Raw genomic sequence first — 19761 nt, 5'->3', positions numbered from 1 at the left:
TTCTTTAAGAATTGTTTTTAGTGATAAGTTATCAACAAATGTTGAAAATTTTCATTTTAAACTACTTTTAAGCCATTAAAAACAAAAAAACGTCAACAAACATAGTTAACGTTTTAAAAACAAATCAAAAACAAAATTTATACCGTTTCTTTTTCTTTTGCGATAGAAACATCAGCCTTAATGTGTGCTGCATTGGCTCTTCCACTTGGATCCTCATTTTCTTGCCATTTTGGAATCCATTTTCTAACTGTTTGTGCTGCACTATCTTGAGGGAAATGTTTATAAAAAATTGTTCTATAATAAAAAGCTTCTTTACTTGTTGGTGTATTATATGGGAATAGTTCTTTTGCCTTAGCAAATTCTTCATCAGTTACTTGAGATGCACAATATTCTATAAGTTGATCTATCCAGTTATATCCAACTCCATCTGAAAATTGTTCTTTTTGTCTCCACAACACTTCATCTGGTAAATAAGGTTGTTCTGGGGTATCAAAAGCTTTTCTAAGGATATATTTCTCTATACCTTTATATGTTTTAGGTTGCTTCTCTTCTGGTTTAATTTTTATTGCTAATTCTAAAAATTCTTTATCTAAAAAAGGAACTCTTGCTTCAAGCCCATGAGCCATTGTAGATTTATCAGCTCTTAATAAATCGGCTGTGAATAACTTTTGAACTCTTTCAATGGTTTCCTTTTGAAAATCATCTACAGATGGAGCGTTTCTAAAATACAAATATCCTCCAAAAATTTCATCGGCACCTTCTCCTGATAAAACCATCTTAATTCCTAAATCTGTTATCTTTTTAGACATAAAAAACATTGGAGTACTTGCTCTAATTGATGTTACATCATAGGTTTCTAAGTGCCAAATTAACTTTTCAATATTTTTAATTCCTTCTTCAACCGTAAAATATACTTCATGATGCTCAGTTCCTAAGACTTCTGCTACTTTTCGTGCAGCGATTAAATCTGGTGCATTTTCATCCAAACCAATTGAGAATGAATGCAACGTTTGAGAATCTCCTAATAAACGTTTTGCAATTGAAGATGTTAGAGAAGAATCTAATCCTCCAGATAATAACACTCCGAATGGAACATCAGACATTAACCTCTTACGTACTGCTTCTGTAAGTGTTTCTCTTATAGCAACATAGTCTAATTCTTCAATTGCTTTTTTTTCATTCTCCCACTCTGGTTTATAATATTTTACAAATCCTGTTTTGGATGTATAATAATGTCCTGGTGGAAAAGTTGAAAATGTTTTACATTGGTCTGCAATTGATTTCATTTCACTTGCAAAATAATATCTTCCTCTTTCATCTATTCCATAATATAATGGTTTTATACCTAAAGGATCTCTTCCTGCTATAAAATCATCACCATCTACAACAACAAAAGCAAACATTCCGTCTAAATAATCACAAAAATCATATCCAAATTCTTCATATAAATGTACAATTACTTCCGAATCAGAGGTAGTTCTAAAAGTATGATGCTTTAAAACAGTCTCTCGAAGAGTTTCATGGTTATAGATTTCGCCATTATGAACCATCCAAGCAGATGATGTTCCTTGAATTGGTTGCTTACCTGTGTGCAAATCTACAATTGACAATCTTTCATGTGATAAAATATGTCCACATTCTGTAACATGAATATCACTTTCATCTGGACCTCTATGACTCATTCTTTTAGATAATTGTTGCACCAAAGCTTCTTCTTTTCCCTTTCCTATAATGGCTAAAATTCCACACATAACTTTATAATTTAAATTTTAATATCATTTTTTGTTTCATTGATAAAGCAAAATTGAGCATTTAGATTTACAATATAAACCTTAATTTTGTTTTTAATTTAAAACATAAATAAAAAACAATAAAAAACAACAAATATGTAACTAAAACAATATAGAAAGTAACATTTTAGTTATATTTAGTAAATAAACCTCAATCAAAATCTAGATTAAAGCAGATTTAAATTGTATATTTAACTTAAACAATGTTGAAAATGTATTTTACAGGTTCGAATTCATAACACAAAAGATATTAAGCCAAAAAGACCCCTAAAATTAGAAACTACTTTTAGGGGTCGGAGCAAAAACTAAAAAACAAAAATCGAAATTGTTTACTTTAAAATTTTATTTTCTAAAATTATAGAAAGCTGTTGTTCCGCTGTTAAAATTATATTTACCGCTATTAAAGTCAGCATAAGCAAACCAACCATCTGCTTTACCTCCCCATCCCCAATTGAAGTGTAGATAGGATGTTCCTCCAGTTAATGAATCTGTAAAATAACCTCCATCTGCTAACCACAAATGCCCTGCTCTTGCAACAGTATCTTGCCCTGAGAAAACTACTATATTGTTAGTTTCAATTTCATTTTTTATTGCTGAGAAAAGTTGGTTATTTGTACCATTGAAATAGTACCTTTTTAAGATTTCCTTAAAACCTAAAGCACTTGAAGTGGAAAATCTTGGTAAATAATAACTAGCATAGGCTCCCGAACCCGTGCATGTATAGTTCATTCTCATAATATCTGCCACCCTTTTCATCAATTTACCTACTTCATTTCCTGCTGGCGTACCTAAGTAACTATCATCGTAAGTATCATACAATAATGAATAATTATAACCTGACATTGATTCATAATAATTGACTACTTGAGACAAACATGTACTAACACAACCTGTATATGCTTTACCACATGGAAGTGTTTTTTCACAGTTTGACAATGATGGTGAAGAATTTTGTTCTGGTGAATAGGTGTTATATACACAACCTTGATTCCATCTTGTTGTTACAAATGGCATTGTATAAACATAAGAGGATTTTTGGTGTTTCTTAAATTCTGTTGTATTCTCTAATAAGTTATATTTTGAAACAATTTGAGCAACCTTTTTTTCAAATGTATTTAGCTTTTTAACATCTTCTATTGAAGTTTTACGAAAATGATTAATTAATTTTTCATATTTAGACAACCAAAATTTTAATTGTTCAGGAGCTTCTTCCAAATCAATTTTATCTTTTCCAAATCCTAAAACAACATCTTCTGTACGTTTGTCTCCTGATATTAAAACAAAATAGTCTTTATTCTGTTTTTTAGCATTGAAAACATAAATAGCTGGCGCTTGATTTTGACCATAAATAGTATTCAGATTCAATATTGTTTCTGAACTATTTGTTTCTCCTTGAATGATTTTTTTTGCAATGCTTTCGGCCTGTAATTGCGTAATTAAATACTTATTGTTTCTATCAATAAAATCAGATGAATTATTTTCATCTTGACAAGACATGATTAAAAAGACAGCCATAATTAGAGTAAAGATTTTTTTCATATTTCTAAAATTTTAAAAGTTATTACTCAAAGCTACTTTCAATTTTTCAAGAATAAAACAGCTTTTTTATGACTTCGAATTTCAAGCTATTTCAATTTCAGTAATTAACTAAAAACCAAAAAAATAGTTTTTTAAAAATTCATAACTTTTAACAAGAAATACAGAAAAAATATAACAGCAATTGATTTTTTTTAACAAATATTTATTTTTAAGTCAAAAAGTTAATTATCAAACAAATCTCCAACAACCATTAAACATATACAACAATAAGCAAAATATTAATCATATTAATTATTATATTTTTAAAAAAATTAGCTACAAAAACCACAGGTTTCAAAATAAGAAAAAACCTACTTTAAATTCAAAAAAACGCAGATTATTCATCATTATAAAAAAAAAGGAGAAAAAACACCAAAAAACAAATAGTTGCACAAAGAAAAAACCACTCAAAAGAAGAGTGGTTATAATTATTCTATGTTTAAAATTTTATATTCTATTTTATTAAAAGAGAATTCATCATTGCAATTTTTACCTTTCATTTCATTTCCCAAGGGAGAATGAAGGGAAAGTGCTATAATTTCGTTATTCTCTATTACTGTTTTATGCAATGCTAAACTTATAAAGAAAATGAATTTATCTGTATAAACGAGACTTCCTAAAGCAACTTTACTATTCGTTACGGTAACATCGATACTTTCTAAAATGTTTTTTTGAGCAATTGTTTCTTTTAATTGTGTACTTAATTTTTCTTGTTCTAAATGCATCATTGCCAAGGCAGTTTCATGTTTATCTCCTGCTGAACCTTTAGCATCATTTTGAGCATCTTGAGTTAGCTCTTCTATTTTATTACGAAGTCCTTTTATCTTATCTTCGAGAAGATTATAATAATAATGGTATATTTTTTTCTTTAAGGTCATTAACTTAATTTATATGAGATGAGAAAAGTTCATCAAGAAAATAGTCTCAATGAACTTTTAAGTATAATGCGATTTTATTTTTAAAAATCAAATTTATAATTTGCTCCTAATAGCACTTGAATTCCTTGCACAGGAAAATTTGACCATCTATTATATTGTTGGTTTGCTAAATTATTACCTCTCAAAAACGCAGTTAATCTGTCGTTATACTTAAAACCAACATGAGCATTCAAATCAAAATAACTATCTAAACTAACTTCTTTTTGTGTAAAAGAACCTGGATTAATTGTTAAATCATCTTGAACAGTAATAATATCCTTTCGCTCTCCTACAAAGAAAATATTTGTTCCTGCATACCACTTATCATTGATATCAAAATCTAGAGTCGTTCCAACATTAAGCTGTGGTAAATTCCAAGCTTCTGCTTGCGTTGTAGTGGTAAAGTTATTATAGGTTGCATTGATTCCTAATGCTACATTTTTTGAAAAATCTGCTTTTATTTCTCCAAAGAAACTTGCTGTCTTCACATTATCATAAACAACATTAAAGGAGTTACCATTAGTATAGCTTTCGGTATTTTGGTTTCCTAACAAGTATTGATTACTTACAAATAATGCTTTATTGTCGTCATTATTATAAGATCCTCGCACATTAAAGGCTACTGCATTTGCTAATTTCCCCTTTAAACCTACGTAAATATCATATTTATTATCTGTTGGTGCAACTATTAATGTTGGAGATACAAAAGGATTTTGCTCTACAAAGTCTGCATAGGAATTTTGGTTTAATCCACCTTCTGCTCCGGCATATCCTACTAAAATATCACCTACTATTCTGTATGAAGCTTTTATATTTGGATATACAAACAACTTACTATCACTAAAGTCGTTTATTTTTCCTGTTGTATAGAATATTCCAGCTCCTAACTGCACTGAAAGATCATCTTGTTGATACAATATACTTGGTTTTGTACCAAAAATTACATGACTGTATTTTATTTCTTCTAATGTTGCATAGTTTTTTTCAAATTTTCCACCAACATAATCTATTATAAAGTTCGCTTTTACTTTTTGATCCATTACGTCAAAATTGAAATTCGGTTTTAAATAGAAACGATTTTCTCCTGAACCAAATCCGTCTGAAAAACGTTTAAATAATAAACTTGCTTCATTAAAGAAGCTTTTTTCTAAATTTAGCTTTCCTCCAAGTGCAATCGTATTATAAGACTGTTTTGGGTCGATTGCTTTTATTATTGTTTCATCAAAAAAGATATTTTTTATTGGCAAGCCATACCAATTATAAATTTGATTTTTAACTCCTAAGTCCACATTCCAACTTAAATCTCTTTCTCTACTTCCGTAGGTTACATCTAAACTTGTATTATAATATTTATCATCTAAAACCACTTCTTTAATTCCTCCTTGAGATGATAAATGACGTAGCATTCCGCCCACATAACTATTCCTTCCGAAATTTTCTGTGATGAATAATTCTGCATTTACAGTTGGATAGTTACCAAACCCTAAAGTAGCATAATTTCGGTATATTTTTTCTCTTTCCGTTTTGTCAACTCCTGCTGCTTTTCCTTTTGCTGGTGTGAAAGTTGAGGCTACAGGAAATGAAAAAATATTATATTGAATTGTTTCTTTTTTTGTGTTATCATCATCTTCCATAACTGGTGTTTCTTTTACTTTAAAAGCATCTGAAATTGTTGGTGTATATGGTTTTACAATATTTACTACCTCAGAGCCTATATTTTCATCTTTTACTTGTGAGATAGTGAACTGAATGGACAATACTATAATTAGGAATGTTATATTTTTTATTTTTCTCATATTTTTAATTGTTGCGAAGGTTTTTATAAAAAAACTTTAAGTTACACAGAAACTTAATTTGTAATTGATGAATTGGTTTTTGCTTCTTCAGATTTAATCATATCTAATTCTGCTTTTGCTTCTTCAATTACATCTTGAAAATCTTTAAAATTCTTAATAACACTTTCTAAAATATAAGTAGCTTGAAAGCTATCTTTTAATCCATAAAAATTCTTGGCCATGATTACCAATCCTTTTGCTCCATAATATTTATACCCAGAATAATCTTTAGCTATTTTTTGTACAATTTTATTAGAAGCATCAAATTTTCCTTCTTTATTTTTGAAATAAGCGTCATAATATAAAGCTTCTGCGGCTAATTCTCCTTTTGCAATTTTCAATAAATCTGCATAGGCATTTTTAGCTTTAGTTTCATCATTTGTTTTAATTGCGGAACGCGCTATAATTATTTGAGCATCACTTTTAATTCTATCATCAATTTTGTCATTTGCTAATACTTTTTCTGCATAGATAACTGCGCTAGAATAATTTGATTTTTCATAATAAGACTTCATCAAATTAGATTGTGCATAGGTTTTGTTTTGAGGAAAATCGGCTTCATTTTCTAATCGTTTTAAAACAGGAATTGCTTTATCGTAATCATTCGCTTTCAAATGAACTTGACATAACCTAGCCAGTGCCTGTTCTGTAAACTCATTTCGTGATTGATTAACAACATAATCATAATGTTTCACTGAATTCGATTCTAATTTATCTGCAAAATACAATTGAGCCAGATAAAAATTTGCTTTTAACGCATGAAGTCCGTTTGGAAATTTAGCAACATAGCCACTAAATCCAGATATTGCTTGTTTTGCATTATTCATTAAATATTGCTTTTCAGCAGACTCATAGGTTGTGTTATCTAAATCTGCATTAGAAACTTCTATAAAGCTTAAGGTTTTTACCCAATCCGAATATTCTTCTACTTTTCCATTATCTACATAAATTAAACGAGCCGTTGCAACAGCTTCTAGAGATTCTGAACTCCCTGGGAATTCTGCTGCTACTTTTTTAAACTTTACTAATGCAGACTCTGTTTTGTTATTGTTATAATAAATTAACCCTTGTTTTAATATTGCTTTTGCCACATAGGAACTTGTATTATGATTGGCAATCAATTTGTCATAGGTTGCTACTGCTTTAGTTTCATTATTTTCATTTACATAGGTATTTCCCAACTCATAATAAGCATCATCTGTATATTGCGAATTCGGATAGGTTTTTACAAATTTTTCTAAATCTTCAATTTTTATTTCATTTTTATTTACAAATCCGTAGCTAATTCCTTTTTGAAAAGCAGCATAATCTGCATTCACACTTTTCATTTCAATAGCTTTATTATAAGCGTCCATTGCAGGCCAATATTTTGCAGAAATAAAATTACAGTCTCCTAAACGAAGAAAGGCATCAGTTTTTCTAATATTATCATTCATTACTTCATTTGAGAAATCTGTAAAATGTTTTATTGCATTTTCATATTCTTTTAGTTTAAAATATGAATATGCCAAATTATAATTCACATTTTTGATTTCTGGTGTTGAAGCGGCCTCTTTATAATTAACAAATTGTTTAAAACTTAACAATGCTTCTTTATATTGATCCAAATTATACTCTGTTTCAGCTTTCCAGAATGTTGCACGAGCAGTAAACTTAGCATCCTTATTTTCTGAAATTGATTTTTTAAACAAATTATAGGCTTCTTGATAATTACTGTCTGTATAAAGTTCTAAGCCTCTATAGAAAGTCACTTTTTGATAGGCTAATCTGTTTTCCGGAGATTTATTTTTTTCTAAAAGAACTAATGCTTCAGTATAATTTTTAGAAGTAATATAAGAGCTTATTAGTAGATTATTGATTTCTGCTTTATTTGGATTATTAGGATATTTCTCCAAATATGCATTCAAAATTTCAGGAACAGATTGATAAGGATTACCAATTTCATAACTCAGTTTTGCATAATTCAAAGATGCATCTTCTTGAATTTTTGGTTCAAATTCCATTTCAGAAGCTGTCTTAAATGCATTTAATGCTTCTTGTTTTTTATCTGTTTCTAAATAACTTTCTGCTAAATGATAATAGGCATTTTGAGCTACATGATCTTTACCATTAATAATTTTATTGAATTGTGCTATTGCGTTTTCATAATCTTTTTGTTGATAATAAGCATAGCCTAATTGATAAAAATCTGTGTTATTCCATTTTCCTTTTTTTCCTTTATATTCAATCAAATAAGGAAGTGCTTTATCGTATTGTTTTAAATTAAAATAACTTTCTCCAATAATTTTAGACAGTTCACTTTTTTCAATAGCATTGGATTTATCCATTTGTTCCAAGCCTAAATCAATTGCTTTTTGAAAATTTCCTAATTTAAAATTCATATCGGCTTGAAAGTAACCCATTTTTTCTTTATACTTGTCTTTATCTTGAACTTGGTCAAAATACTCATTTGCACTAGTATAATCGTCTGTTTCATAGGACATATATCCTAAATAGTATTTTGCCTGACTACCATAGACTTTAGAATTCATCACCTTGTTAAAGTGCTTTGTGGCTTCATTTACTTTTTTAACCGTAAAATAGGCATATCCTTTTTGAAAATTAAACTTTTCTTTATCTTCATAAGACATTGCACTTTCATTTGCTTTATCGAACCATTCTAAAGATTTTGCGTAACTACCTTGATCAAAATAATAATGAGCAACTTCAATATAGGCTTGATTTTGTTTTGTGCTCGTTGGATAATCCTCTACAAACCTTTCAATTAAATCATCGGCACCAATTTGGTTTAAACGAATAGCACAATTAGCAATATAATAGGAACAATCTGATTGAATTTCTAGATTAGTATTTTCATTTTTAACCTTTTCAAATAAAATTTGAGCAGATTGGTATTGCTTGTCCTTATACAACGCAACTGCTTTATCATACTCTTTTAATTGATGAGTATAAATAGATGATTGTTGTGCTGAAACCATTAGTGGACTAATAAATAGTATAAGTAAGGCTAATTTCAGTATTTTTATCATTTTTCGCATATATTTTATTGACTTCAAATATAAAGTTTATTACCACTATAAACGAAGATTCTTAATAAATTATTGTAACAAATTATAACAAGTTTTTTGGGGTGTAATAATATTTTTAATGATTTTGATCTAAAATTTTGAAAGAGTGCTGTAAGTTATTACTTTTACATCATTAAACTTTTTAAAAACATGTCTGAAACAATTCTTTCATTAAATGATATTACCGTATTTCAAGAGAAAAATCCAATTTTAACTAATGTAAGTTTAGATGTAAACAATGGTGATTTTATTTATTTAATTGGAAAAACTGGTGCTGGAAAAAGTAGTTTTTTAAAAACACTATATGCCGATTTATTTTTAACTGAAGGAGAAGGTACTGTTGTTGGATATGATTTAAGAGATTTAAAAGAAAAAGACATTCCCTATTTGAGAAGAAAATTAGGAATTGTTTTTCAAGATTTTAAATTGCTTCCCGATAGAAACGTGAAACAAAATCTACTATTTGTTTTGAAAGCAACCGGCTGGACAGAAGAAGAAGCAATGAATACTAAGATTGAAGAAGTTTTAGACAAAGTGGGAATGAAAAACTACATTTCCAAAATGCCACATCAACTTTCTGGAGGAGAACAACAAAGAATTGCTATAGCAAGAGCTTTATTAAACGACCCTGAACTGATTTTAGCGGATGAACCAACTGGTAACCTTGACCCACAAACAAGTGTAGAAGTCATGGAGCTTTTGAAAAAGATTAATAGTACAGGAAAGACTATTCTAATGGCTACTCATGACTATGCTTTACTTTTAAAATATCCAGCAAAAACACTAAAATTTGATGGAGGAAAAGTGTTTGAAGTGGTGCAAAGAACAGTGTAATTATTCTTCTTTATTATAATAATGGGGATTTTCTTTTATCCCTTTTTTGAAAATTTTTCGAATGCCATTTCGCAACCATGTATCGGTTTGTAATATAATATCTGTTATTTTATTTTCTGGTCTGCCTCTAAATGATGTTACATGAAAAGAATCTGTAGTATGTAATGGTGAATTCGAAAAATAATAATTAGACACACAACATCTTTTATTATTAACCTCAACTGGGGATACCGAGTGCAGTGATTTGTTATGCGTAGCCATAACTGCTAAACGGTTGAACTTGCTTTCAATAGTGATTTGTTTATTTTTTAAACCATTTGGCCATAATTCTAAGTTGCCACCATATTCTAATTTCCAATTTGGTGTTACATAATACAATAAATTCAAAACCCTCCAACGTTCTCTTTCCTTATCATGAGAATTATCTAAATGAGGATTTAAAAATTGTTTTTCCTCCATTAATGAAATACCACCTGCATATAATTTTTCATCTGGAAAACAATCTTTTATATCGCAAATTTCAGCAATTAGTACAACTATCCGAGTGTCTTGAAAAGCATAAATAATTTCCTCTAACAAAGAATCATATTGATTCATTTGAGCCGCAACATACTTATTTTCTCTCAAGCTTTTCTTTAAAACCATATTCTCTGGCTTGGGAAACAAGTTAAATATGTTTAATGCAATTTCATCGGGTAATAAATTGTCTAAATAGAAAAAACCAATTTTTGATTTAGAATCTTGAAATTGTTTAATTAAAATATCTTTATTTTTTTCTATTTTTGAAAAAATTAAATCTGCTAACTGATTTCTATTCTCTTTTTATTTTTTTCAAAATTAATCATTTTACAAACTTTTTATGTTATCTATTTTAATAACTATTTATAATTACAACCTGTTTCCATTAGTTCAAGAATTACATAAGCAATGTATAGATTGTAACATTGAGTTTGAAATTTTGACACAAGATGACGCTTCTCAATCTATACATAACATTGAAAACAGAAAAATTGATTCACTTTCAAACTGTCAATTTTTCATATTAGATAAAAATGTTGGTTATAGGGAGAATAAAAATATTTTAGTTCAAAAATCTAAATTTGAAAACTTAATAATTTTAGATGGAGATTGTTTAATAATAAAAAAAGATTTCATTAAAAATTACTTAACTGTATTAAATTATTATGATGGTGCATATGGAGGGAGGGTTCATTCTAGCACTTATCCATCAAATAATAAAATGTTAAGATGGAAATATGGAAAATTCATGGAAGACAAAACAATTACTGAACGGGAAAAACATCCATATAGTTCTTTTTTATTTAATAATACATTTATAAAAAAAAGCGTCTTTAATAAAATCAAATTTGATAGTAGTTTCAAAAAATACGGACATGATGACACACTTTTTTCATTCGAATTACAAAAAATTAATGCAAAAATAAAACACATAGAAAACCCCGTTCAACATGATGATATTGATTCTAATTTAATATTTTATAACAAAACAAAATGTTCATTAGAAAATTTATATTTTTTATCTTCTAACAAAATGATAGAATCAAGTCATAGTAAAATGATAAAATTGGTTGAAAAATTAAAAAAATACTATCTGATTATTCCAATAGTATTTTTTTATATTTTTTTTGAAAAACCAATCAAAAATAACTTAATAGGAAATAATCCAAAATTGTTTATTTTCAATGTTTTTAGGTTAGGTTACTTTTGTACACTAAAAATTAAATACAATGAAAGTTCTAATAATAAATAATTTTAATAACAAACTAATTATTGGTGGTGTAGAAAATTACCTATTAGAATTAAAAAAATATTCAGAAAATAACGAATCTAAAATCACATATGAATGGTATGGCTCTTCCCAAAAAAAAACAAACTGGATTCAAAAATTTTACAATTATAAATCAACAAAAGAAATAAATCAACTAATTGATAAATTCAATCCCGATTTAATACATTGCTTTAGCATTGGAGCTCCTGTGACACCTCATTTTATGAAACATGCTAAAACAAAAAACATTCCAATTCTCTACTCATTTAGAGACTATTATTATATATGTCCGAAAAATTACATGTTGACCACTAAAGGTGACATTATTTCGAAACATAAAAATGGGTTGTCATGCATAATGAATCATCACCCCAAAAGAAATTTTTTATATGATACTTTACTACACTTTAAACAAAGTTATCACAAAAAATTTATAAAAAAATATGTCAATTATTTCTTGACTCCTTCTAACGATCTAACCAAATCAATAAAAAATCATTTCAATTTATCTGGAGAAACTTTACCCAACCCTACAATGCTAGAAGTTTTGGATAATGAATTGCTTGATGGTGAGTATTTATTATATGTTGGTAGATTAGACATAGAAAAGGGAGTTATGACATTATTAAAAGCATATAAAAATATTTTGTCAAAATTTCCAAATGAAAAACTCTTGATTGTTGGAGAAGGAAACCAAATGGAAGAATTATTAGCATTCAAAAACAATAATAATTTACACAATGTAACCTTTATTGGTAAAAAAAAGCGCAAAGAGTTAACTTCTATATATCAAAACTCTAAATTTGTAATTATTCCTAGTGAATTCTTAGAATCTTATTGTAATGTAGTTTTAGAATCTTTTGCATTCAAAAAAACCGTTATTGTGAGCAATTTATTAGGTATTACCAAAGATGTTATAGAAAATAATAGTGGTTTAGTTTTTCCCTTCAGAAACATCGAAAAACTAACAGAATCGATAGAATTATTACTTATTGATATTAACTTAAGAAGAGAACTTGCGAATAATGGTTTAGATTTTGCAGAAAAAAGAAATTTTAAAAATCATTTTAACAAACAAATTGATATCTATTTAAAGTTAATAAAAAAGCCGTCTTAGTTAATTTACTAAAGATGGCTTTTCTATTTTAATTCTTAACTAGTTTCTTTATAAAACTAACACCATTTGTAGTAGTTATATTAACCATATAAATACCGCCTTGATAACTAGAAGTATCTAATTCTAGTTTAGATGCTTTTACTTTTTGATTACTATAAATAATTTTTCCATCCATAGCTGTAATAATCACGCTATTCATAGCTGCATTATCTGAAGCAATGATTAACCTATCGTTTGCTGGATTTGGAAACAGCAGTATTGACTCATTTTGATTTTTTTCGTCAAAAACAGTCTTTTCTAAAACTTTAGTAGTACTCATTTTACTTGTTGGAGTACAAATTTCTATTTTTACAGTCACTTCGGAATCTGCTTTCAAATGAGAATCTGTATTAAAAACAATAAAATCTCCTGCTTTCATGGTTACATTTTTATTAACGTCCACAACATAGTTTGCATTAGCTTCTATCCAATTTTGAGTTTTATAAACTATTGTAGGATTACTTTCTGGCGTAGATAAGGTTAAATCAGTAGGACAAGGATTACCGTTGCAGTTTGGGTCATTTGCAGGTAAAACTTCGATTGGTAAAGTAACAGAAGATGCGCAATAATTTGAATTTGGAGTAAACACATAGTTACTGGAATTTGTATTACTTACTGTTGAAGGTGACCAAGAGCCAGTAATTCCATTGTTTGAAGTACTTGGAAGTACAGGAGCTGTGCTACCACTACAAATACTAGTGTTTATACCACTAAAAGTTGGAGTAATATTTGGTAATATTGTTATTGTTTTAGTAACTGTTCCACTACAACCAGTAGGATCTGTTATTAATGCACTGATAGTTCCTAATTGTGTCCAAGTGATTTGAACCTCTGTTTGATTATTTTGAAGTATCGTACCTGTTCCACTTAAGATTGACCAAACTACTGTTTGTCCATTTTGTAACACTACAGAATTAAATGTAGTAGCTATTCCATTTGAAAAACACACCTCACTTGTTCCTTGAATAGCAGGTGGTGTAAATGTAGTTATGGTTACTTGAGTTGTAATTGTGGTGGAAACATTATAGGTTAAACTAACAGTATATGTACCACTTGCAGTAAACTCATGTGTGGGCGTATTTAATGTAGAAGTATTATTAGGGCCAGAATTAGGGTCTCCAAAATCCCATACAAAACTTGGTGTAGCAGTGTTGATATTTACATCTGGAAAAAATTTATAAGCATTACAACCCGCTTTATAGGCACTTATTTGGTTTACGTCATAAGCAGTAGATTTTTTCGAGTGAAGAAAATTGGGCAGAAATTTATTCCCATAATTCACAAATTCAGTTTTTAATATGTCTTGTTGACTAAGAAAAGCATTAGGATTAAAATTTGTAACTTTAATATTTGGGTTGTGAATAACACCTATTTTACCATTAGCATTTCCACCTGCTAAATAATAAATTTTATCATCAGGACCATAAGCATAATTGCTCATATAATTTATCATTTCACTAGTAGGGTTATTAACTATAAGTGGGGTGTCTATATCAATTTGTCCTTGACTTGAATAAATTAATTTTGAATTTGGACTAAACGCATAACAATAACCGTTAAAAAAAATGTTATCAAACTCTGTTGTTTGTGATATTACACCTTCAAACTTATCAAAATCAAATATTAAAGGCTTTAAGGAATAAGTATTGTAAATTATTTTATCTCCATTTGGTGAAATACTTAAAAGAGTACTTTCTCTTGAATCAATAGTACCCATAGTATTATAAAAAACAGGTGTAATATATGAAGGCAATGTATAAGTGTTTTTCAAAACAATAGATCCATCTATCGCAAAATCAAATACTCCAATACATGCTGTACCATCTATTCTATATATTACTGCAAAAATCCAATAACCCCCATTGTTTTTTTCAATTGCTTGAATAGAGTTTGTACCAAAAAATGCACCATCATGAGAAGAAGTTCTAAAACCTGTCTGATTAGACGTTGGTAATATTGGAATATTTACTGAATTAGACATTGTTGGTATTCCTCCATTTATATTTATAATAGAATATCGAATTCCAACATGTGTTAACACGTTAAAAAAATTATTCCCTCCTGAACCTTTTGATAAATTATGAATAATATAATAGTCATTATTATTTACAGGAGATTTTAATATTAGGGTTTCTTGACCATTAGAACCATTTCCTATTAATCTAATATTATTAATTCTAGTAGCCGGATTAGCTCCATTATAAATATCTTTTCCATCTGTAAAAAATAAAACATTACCACTATTGTCGTTCTGGATATTTATGCCTTTGAAAATATTGTCACCACTGTCAATTCCAATTGCATCACCTATTCCTGGAAAAGAAATTGTACCATTAATTCTAGGTATACCAGTATTAAATTTAAGTATATTTTTTTGGTAACAATACCATGTAGATTCATCATTTACAATTGGTGAACAATTGTTTACGTAAATATTTTTAGAAGAAGTAGAAGTATTTCCGTTATAATTAACTGTAAGTGTTACTATATAAAAAGTATTTGAACTTAAATTGTAAATTGTTGAAGGATTTTCTAAGGTAGAAGTAATACCATTCCCAAAATCCCATAAATAATTTACTGTTCCTATTGGATAATTTGAGCTTTGAGTATTTGGTCTAAAATACAGTGTACTACCAGCACATATATTATAGATATAACTGTTTCCAGTATTACTTAAGCTACCTGTAAAACTAGAAGAAACTAAATTATTAGAACCACAAACACCTGTGAAAATTAAATTATCTGTATCATACAAATTACTTCTATAATTCATTAATTGAAATAGCATTCTTTCATTTTGTCCAGTTGTAAAATGATTTTTACAAGCATCATAGGTATAATCCATATAATTACTTATATCATCGCCTTCTGTATCGTTAGTACAACTATCTACATTTGAGGGGCAGCCAAAATTAGCTGCGTTAACTGGTGGTGTATCGACTACTAAATCTCCTAAAAAATGACTATTTGTACCCGATGTATCATGGCAACCTCCTTGAAAAGTGTGTCTTAATCCTAGGTAATGCCCTACTTCATGAGCTAAAACTTTACCTTGTTGATAATTTATAGTTAAATTACAATTACAAGAAGTATTACTAATGTCTCCAAAAACTGTATAACTCATTACAATACCATCTAAGATTGTAGAGGTATTTGGAAAATGAGAATAACCTTGAATGCCTGAAGTAGTACTATCATTAATACTCTCTACCACCCAAATCCTCAAAAATCTATTTTGATTTAAAATATAATTTCCACTTGTTCCTGCAACTAGAGCTTGCTGAGAATTAGAAGTGATTTGATGATTTGCTATAGTAGCATCGCTAACATGAATAATACCTGGAGTTGTTGAACTTGCAGTAGATAGACTTCCTGCTGCTTGTAAAAGCGTTTGATTCCCAGCTTTAGTAGCGAGACAAAAATTGAATCCTGTTCCGCTAAAATAATCATTTAAAGCATCGATTTGTGTTTGTACTTGTGAATCAGAAATATTTGAACCAGTCCCTAGTGATTGATTACTATGAACAACATATACAATAACTGGAATTGTGAAGTTAGTTTGTGTAGTTTTACTGTTTGAAGATTTTTTAAATTCATTGGCAAAATTCCTAATTTGTTCATTCATTTCATCCATCCTTCTAGATAGACTAGGATCTTTTTTGACTAATTCTTGGTATGCCTCATCAGTGGCACAGGGTGGTGTAAAAGGTGTAAGAGACTTTGTTTTCTGCCCAAAAACACCTACTCCCATTATAAGGAGCAGAAAAATATATAAGCTTCTCATTATATTTATTCTTTTAAAATTAAATGATTACTTATTTTTTTGAATCAATGTATTTACTAGAGTTTTTAGTTCTTCAATTTCTTGAGTTTGTTTATTTAATAACTCAGATTGCTTATCTAATTGTTTTTGTTGGTCAATAGTATAAAGTGTAAGTTCTTCTACTTTCTCTAATAATAATGCATTCATTTGCCCTACTTCAAAACCATTATCTTTCACTTCACAAGCAGAAGGTATGTTTTCTAAATGTCCTTTTTCTTTTATGTGTTGCTCAACTTCTTGTAAAGAAGGTAATTTGTAGTCATCCGCAAAAACATAATCTGGCCATGCTGTTTGTAATTGTACTTTGAGTTCTTCTGCAATTATCTTTCCAGCAACGGCTAGTTTATAATCTGCTGGAACAATTTCTGTACCAATTCCTACTTTTCCATATTTATCAATTGTCATTTGAACCTTAGTAATTCCATTAGGGTCTGGAATTGGGAGTTCTTGTGTTTCAATTTTAATTCCACCAGTCCCTTCACTTACAATCATTAAAGCATTAGATCTCGCATTAGAACGAATAACTATATCTCCCTTTATAGCATTACGGGAATAACAACCATTACACGTTGCTACTGCCATTTGAAGCCTGCTGTAAGTTCCTGCACCTCTTATCTCAAAATTACCAGAATCTAAAACTCCTGGTGTTGCTGTTAAAAACATTGATCCAACATAATTAGAAACTCCATTAAATGAAGAATTTCCATTTACCATAAATTTATTAGTTCCAAAACTAGGGGCTGAAGAATAACCAAATGCTACTCCACCAACGCGGTATTTATTATCATCTGTATTTGTTCCTACAGGTAAAAGTTGTGAAAAAGATAGATTTACAATAAAAATTGCTACTAAAGATAAAATTGTTTTGTTCATTGTTTTGTTCATTGTTTTGTTCATTGTTTTGTTCATTGTTTTGTGTGTTATTTTTTTTACAAAATAATACTTTATTTTAACAATTCATTCCAATTTCATCAATTTAATCCACTGTCTTCCAATTTCACTTAAAAAGAACTTCTCAACAGATTTTCTAGCATTAGACTTACAAATAGTATATAATTCATTTTCATTAGAAAAACGAATCATCGCTTCTGACAGCGCATCTATATCTTGGTTTTTAACCAAAAGACCATTATACTCATGGTTTATAATTTCATTTGGACCACAAACACAATCATAAGAAATTACGGGAGTATCGCAAGATAATGCTTCTATCAAAACATTCGAAAACCCTTCAAAAGCACTACTTACTACTAAAAATTTAGCATTTTTCATGAATTTAAAAGGATTTTCTTGAAATCCTAAAAAGAATACTTTTTCCGAAACACCTAATTCTTCTGAAAGTTTTACTAATTGTTCTTGTAAAACTCCTTCTCCACAAATTAACAATGGAATATCTAATTTACTTTTACTGTAAGCCTTTATCAAATGATCAAATTGTTTAACATTGGTTTCTATCTGACCAACCCCTAAAACATATCCGTCAGGAAAATTATTGTCGGTTATTTCATTTTTTAAATCATTAATCTTTTCTATGTCGATTGTATTATAAATTGTTAACACATTTTTAAAATTATATTGTTCTTTTATACTTTTAACTATATAATTTGAAACCGAAACAATTGCAAAACTTTTTTCATGAATTATTTTAGCCCAAAATTTACTTTTAGGAATATATTGTTCTAATGCCGAGCTATGTACTGTGAAAATAGTTGGACTATTGTACAAAAAATTCGCAATAAAGTACTCTTGAACTTTCTTGTTTTTAAATCTAAAATCAATAATATAGTCATATTTTTCTTTTTGAAATAGTCTTTTCAAAGCAATAAATCTGGAAACTCTATTAAAAACTCCGCTACCCACTTTCAATTTTTCAGTCGCAATAACCTTACCTTTATAAGGATAACCATATTCATCTATCACAGTTATAATATGGACATCAACCCCAATATCATATAAAAAACACGACAAATTTGCCATAACCTTCGGAGCGCCCCCTCCAGATAAACGATATCCCACTAAAGCGATTTTATACTTATTTTGTAATTTCATTTCTTATATTTACTTTTGGATAAAAATTATGCCCAACATTCCTTTAGTAACTGTAGTTTGCACAAGTTACAATCACGAACCGTATATTGAAAGAAGTTTAAACTCTGTTATTAACCAAGATTACAAAAATATTGAATTAATAGTTGTTGACAATGGTAGTATAGATAATTCTGTAGCAGTGATTAAAGAATGGATAACAAACTACCCAAACGTTACTTTTATTCAAAATAAAGAAAATATTGGTAATAATAAATCTTTTAATGCTGCAATAAATGTCTCTAAAGGTGACTACCTCATTGATTTGGCAGCTGATGATGTACTACTAAAACATACAATACAAACTCAAATTAATTGTTTTTTAAACAACCCAAATGCTGCTTTAGTTTTTGGCAATGCTGAAATTATAGACGAGAATGACACTTTTTTATATTATCATTTTCCTGTTGACAGCAATTTAAAGGTTTTAGATACAACCATTCTTAAAACAAATTATGAAAGCATCCTTAAAGGAGGAAAATGTATGTGTTCTGTGAGTGGTATGTATAAAAGAGCTCCTTTCCTTGAATTAAACGGCTATGACGAAAACCTTGTCTATGAAGACTTAGATTATTGGTTACGTCTTTCAAAGAAATATCCATTCATTTATATTGATGAACCCTTAGTACAAAAAAGATTTCTAAGCAACTCCTTGTTAGCATCCTTTTATAAAAAAAATGAGTTTTCAAAAAAAATGAATAAAAGCACCTATATCATTTTAACTAAAGCTTATTATATGAACACATCTAAAAATGAATTTAAAGCCCTTTTAAAACGATTACATTATGAAATTATTCATAATCTAAAACTTAAAAATTTTTCTTTAGTTGTTAAACTATTCCTTTTAAAAATAAAAACAGAATATAAAATTCGCTTGATTAATTAG

General features: G+C 28.6%; 13 protein-coding genes. 4 read left to right on the top strand and 9 right to left on the bottom strand.

The features are described 5' to 3' along the window. Window positions 1-137: 137 nt before the first annotated feature. The 5 genes from asnB to ACZ49Z_RS13780 all read right to left on the bottom strand — a co-directional run bounded on the left by asnB (window position 138) and on the right by ACZ49Z_RS13780 (window position 9149). Window positions 138-1751: an asparagine synthase B gene (asnB, locus tag ACZ49Z_RS13800; RefSeq protein ID WP_464304892.1), complete on the bottom strand. Its 1614-nt coding sequence runs from the start codon at window positions 1749-1751 to the stop codon at window positions 138-140. Window positions 1752-2132: 381 nt separating this feature from the next. Beyond that, window positions 2133-3329 (bottom strand): C10 family peptidase, encoded by a 1197-nt coding sequence (locus ACZ49Z_RS13795; RefSeq protein WP_464304891.1) that lies wholly within the window; start codon window positions 3327-3329, stop codon window positions 2133-2135. A gap of 467 nt (window positions 3330-3796) precedes the next feature. After that, a complete protein-coding gene (locus ACZ49Z_RS13790) occupies window positions 3797-4246 on the bottom strand; it encodes a hypothetical protein (RefSeq protein ID WP_464304890.1) in 450 nt (149 codons plus the stop codon). Window positions 4247-4326: 80 nt separating this feature from the next. Next, window positions 4327-6081 (bottom strand): TonB-dependent receptor, encoded by a 1755-nt coding sequence (locus ACZ49Z_RS13785; RefSeq protein WP_464304889.1) that lies wholly within the window; start codon window positions 6079-6081, stop codon window positions 4327-4329. A 53-nt stretch (window positions 6082-6134) separates the two neighbouring features. Continuing rightward, on the bottom strand, window positions 6135-9149 hold the full coding sequence (locus tag ACZ49Z_RS13780) for a tetratricopeptide repeat protein (RefSeq protein ID WP_464304888.1): 3015 nt from the start codon (window positions 9147-9149) through the stop codon (window positions 6135-6137). Between the two features lie 189 nt (window positions 9150-9338). Between ACZ49Z_RS13780 and ACZ49Z_RS13775 the strand changes: the two genes are divergently transcribed. Then, entirely contained in the window at window positions 9339-10022 is a 684-nt protein-coding gene (locus tag ACZ49Z_RS13775; RefSeq protein WP_464304887.1) for a cell division ATP-binding protein FtsE, read from the top strand. On the opposite strand, the gene ACZ49Z_RS13770 is transcribed toward ACZ49Z_RS13775, so the two are convergent. Then, a complete protein-coding gene (locus ACZ49Z_RS13770; RefSeq protein ID WP_464304886.1) occupies window positions 10023-10649 on the bottom strand; it encodes a 2OG-Fe(II) oxygenase in 627 nt (208 codons plus the stop codon). A 232-nt stretch (window positions 10650-10881) separates the two neighbouring features. Here ACZ49Z_RS13770 and ACZ49Z_RS13765 point away from each other — a divergent pair, with 232 nt between their 5' ends. Next, on the top strand, window positions 10882-11793 hold the full coding sequence (locus ACZ49Z_RS13765) for a glycosyltransferase (RefSeq protein ID WP_464304885.1): 912 nt from the start codon (window positions 10882-10884) through the stop codon (window positions 11791-11793). Continuing rightward, window positions 11771-12928 (top strand): glycosyltransferase family 4 protein, encoded by a 1158-nt coding sequence (locus ACZ49Z_RS13760; protein ID WP_464304884.1) that lies wholly within the window; start codon window positions 11771-11773, stop codon window positions 12926-12928. Before ACZ49Z_RS13765 ends, ACZ49Z_RS13760 begins: the two co-directional genes overlap by 23 nt. A gap of 28 nt (window positions 12929-12956) precedes the next feature. Here ACZ49Z_RS13760 and ACZ49Z_RS13755 read toward each other — a convergent pair whose 3' ends face one another. The 3 genes from ACZ49Z_RS13755 to ACZ49Z_RS13745 are packed head-to-tail and all read right to left on the bottom strand — an operon-like array spanning window position 12957 to window position 18839. Next, entirely contained in the window at window positions 12957-16751 is a 3795-nt protein-coding gene (locus ACZ49Z_RS13755) for a M43 family zinc metalloprotease (RefSeq protein ID WP_464304883.1), read from the bottom strand. Between the two features lie 27 nt (window positions 16752-16778). Next, window positions 16779-17699: a hypothetical protein gene (locus tag ACZ49Z_RS13750; RefSeq protein WP_464304882.1), complete on the bottom strand. Its 921-nt coding sequence runs from the start codon at window positions 17697-17699 to the stop codon at window positions 16779-16781. A gap of 48 nt (window positions 17700-17747) precedes the next feature. Beyond that, window positions 17748-18839, bottom strand: coding sequence for a glycosyltransferase (locus tag ACZ49Z_RS13745; RefSeq protein ID WP_464304881.1), 1092 nt, complete (start codon window positions 18837-18839; stop codon window positions 17748-17750). 28 nt (window positions 18840-18867) lie between these two features. Between ACZ49Z_RS13745 and ACZ49Z_RS13740 the strand changes: the two genes are divergently transcribed. After that, the gene (locus tag ACZ49Z_RS13740) at window positions 18868-19761 is read left to right on the top strand and encodes a glycosyltransferase family 2 protein (RefSeq protein ID WP_464304880.1); all 894 of its coding nucleotides are present in this window, start codon (window positions 18868-18870) and stop codon (window positions 19759-19761) included.

This window comes from Flavobacterium sp. KY-23415, from assembly GCF_055384985.1.
This window is presented reverse-complemented; position numbering and strand designations above follow the sequence as displayed.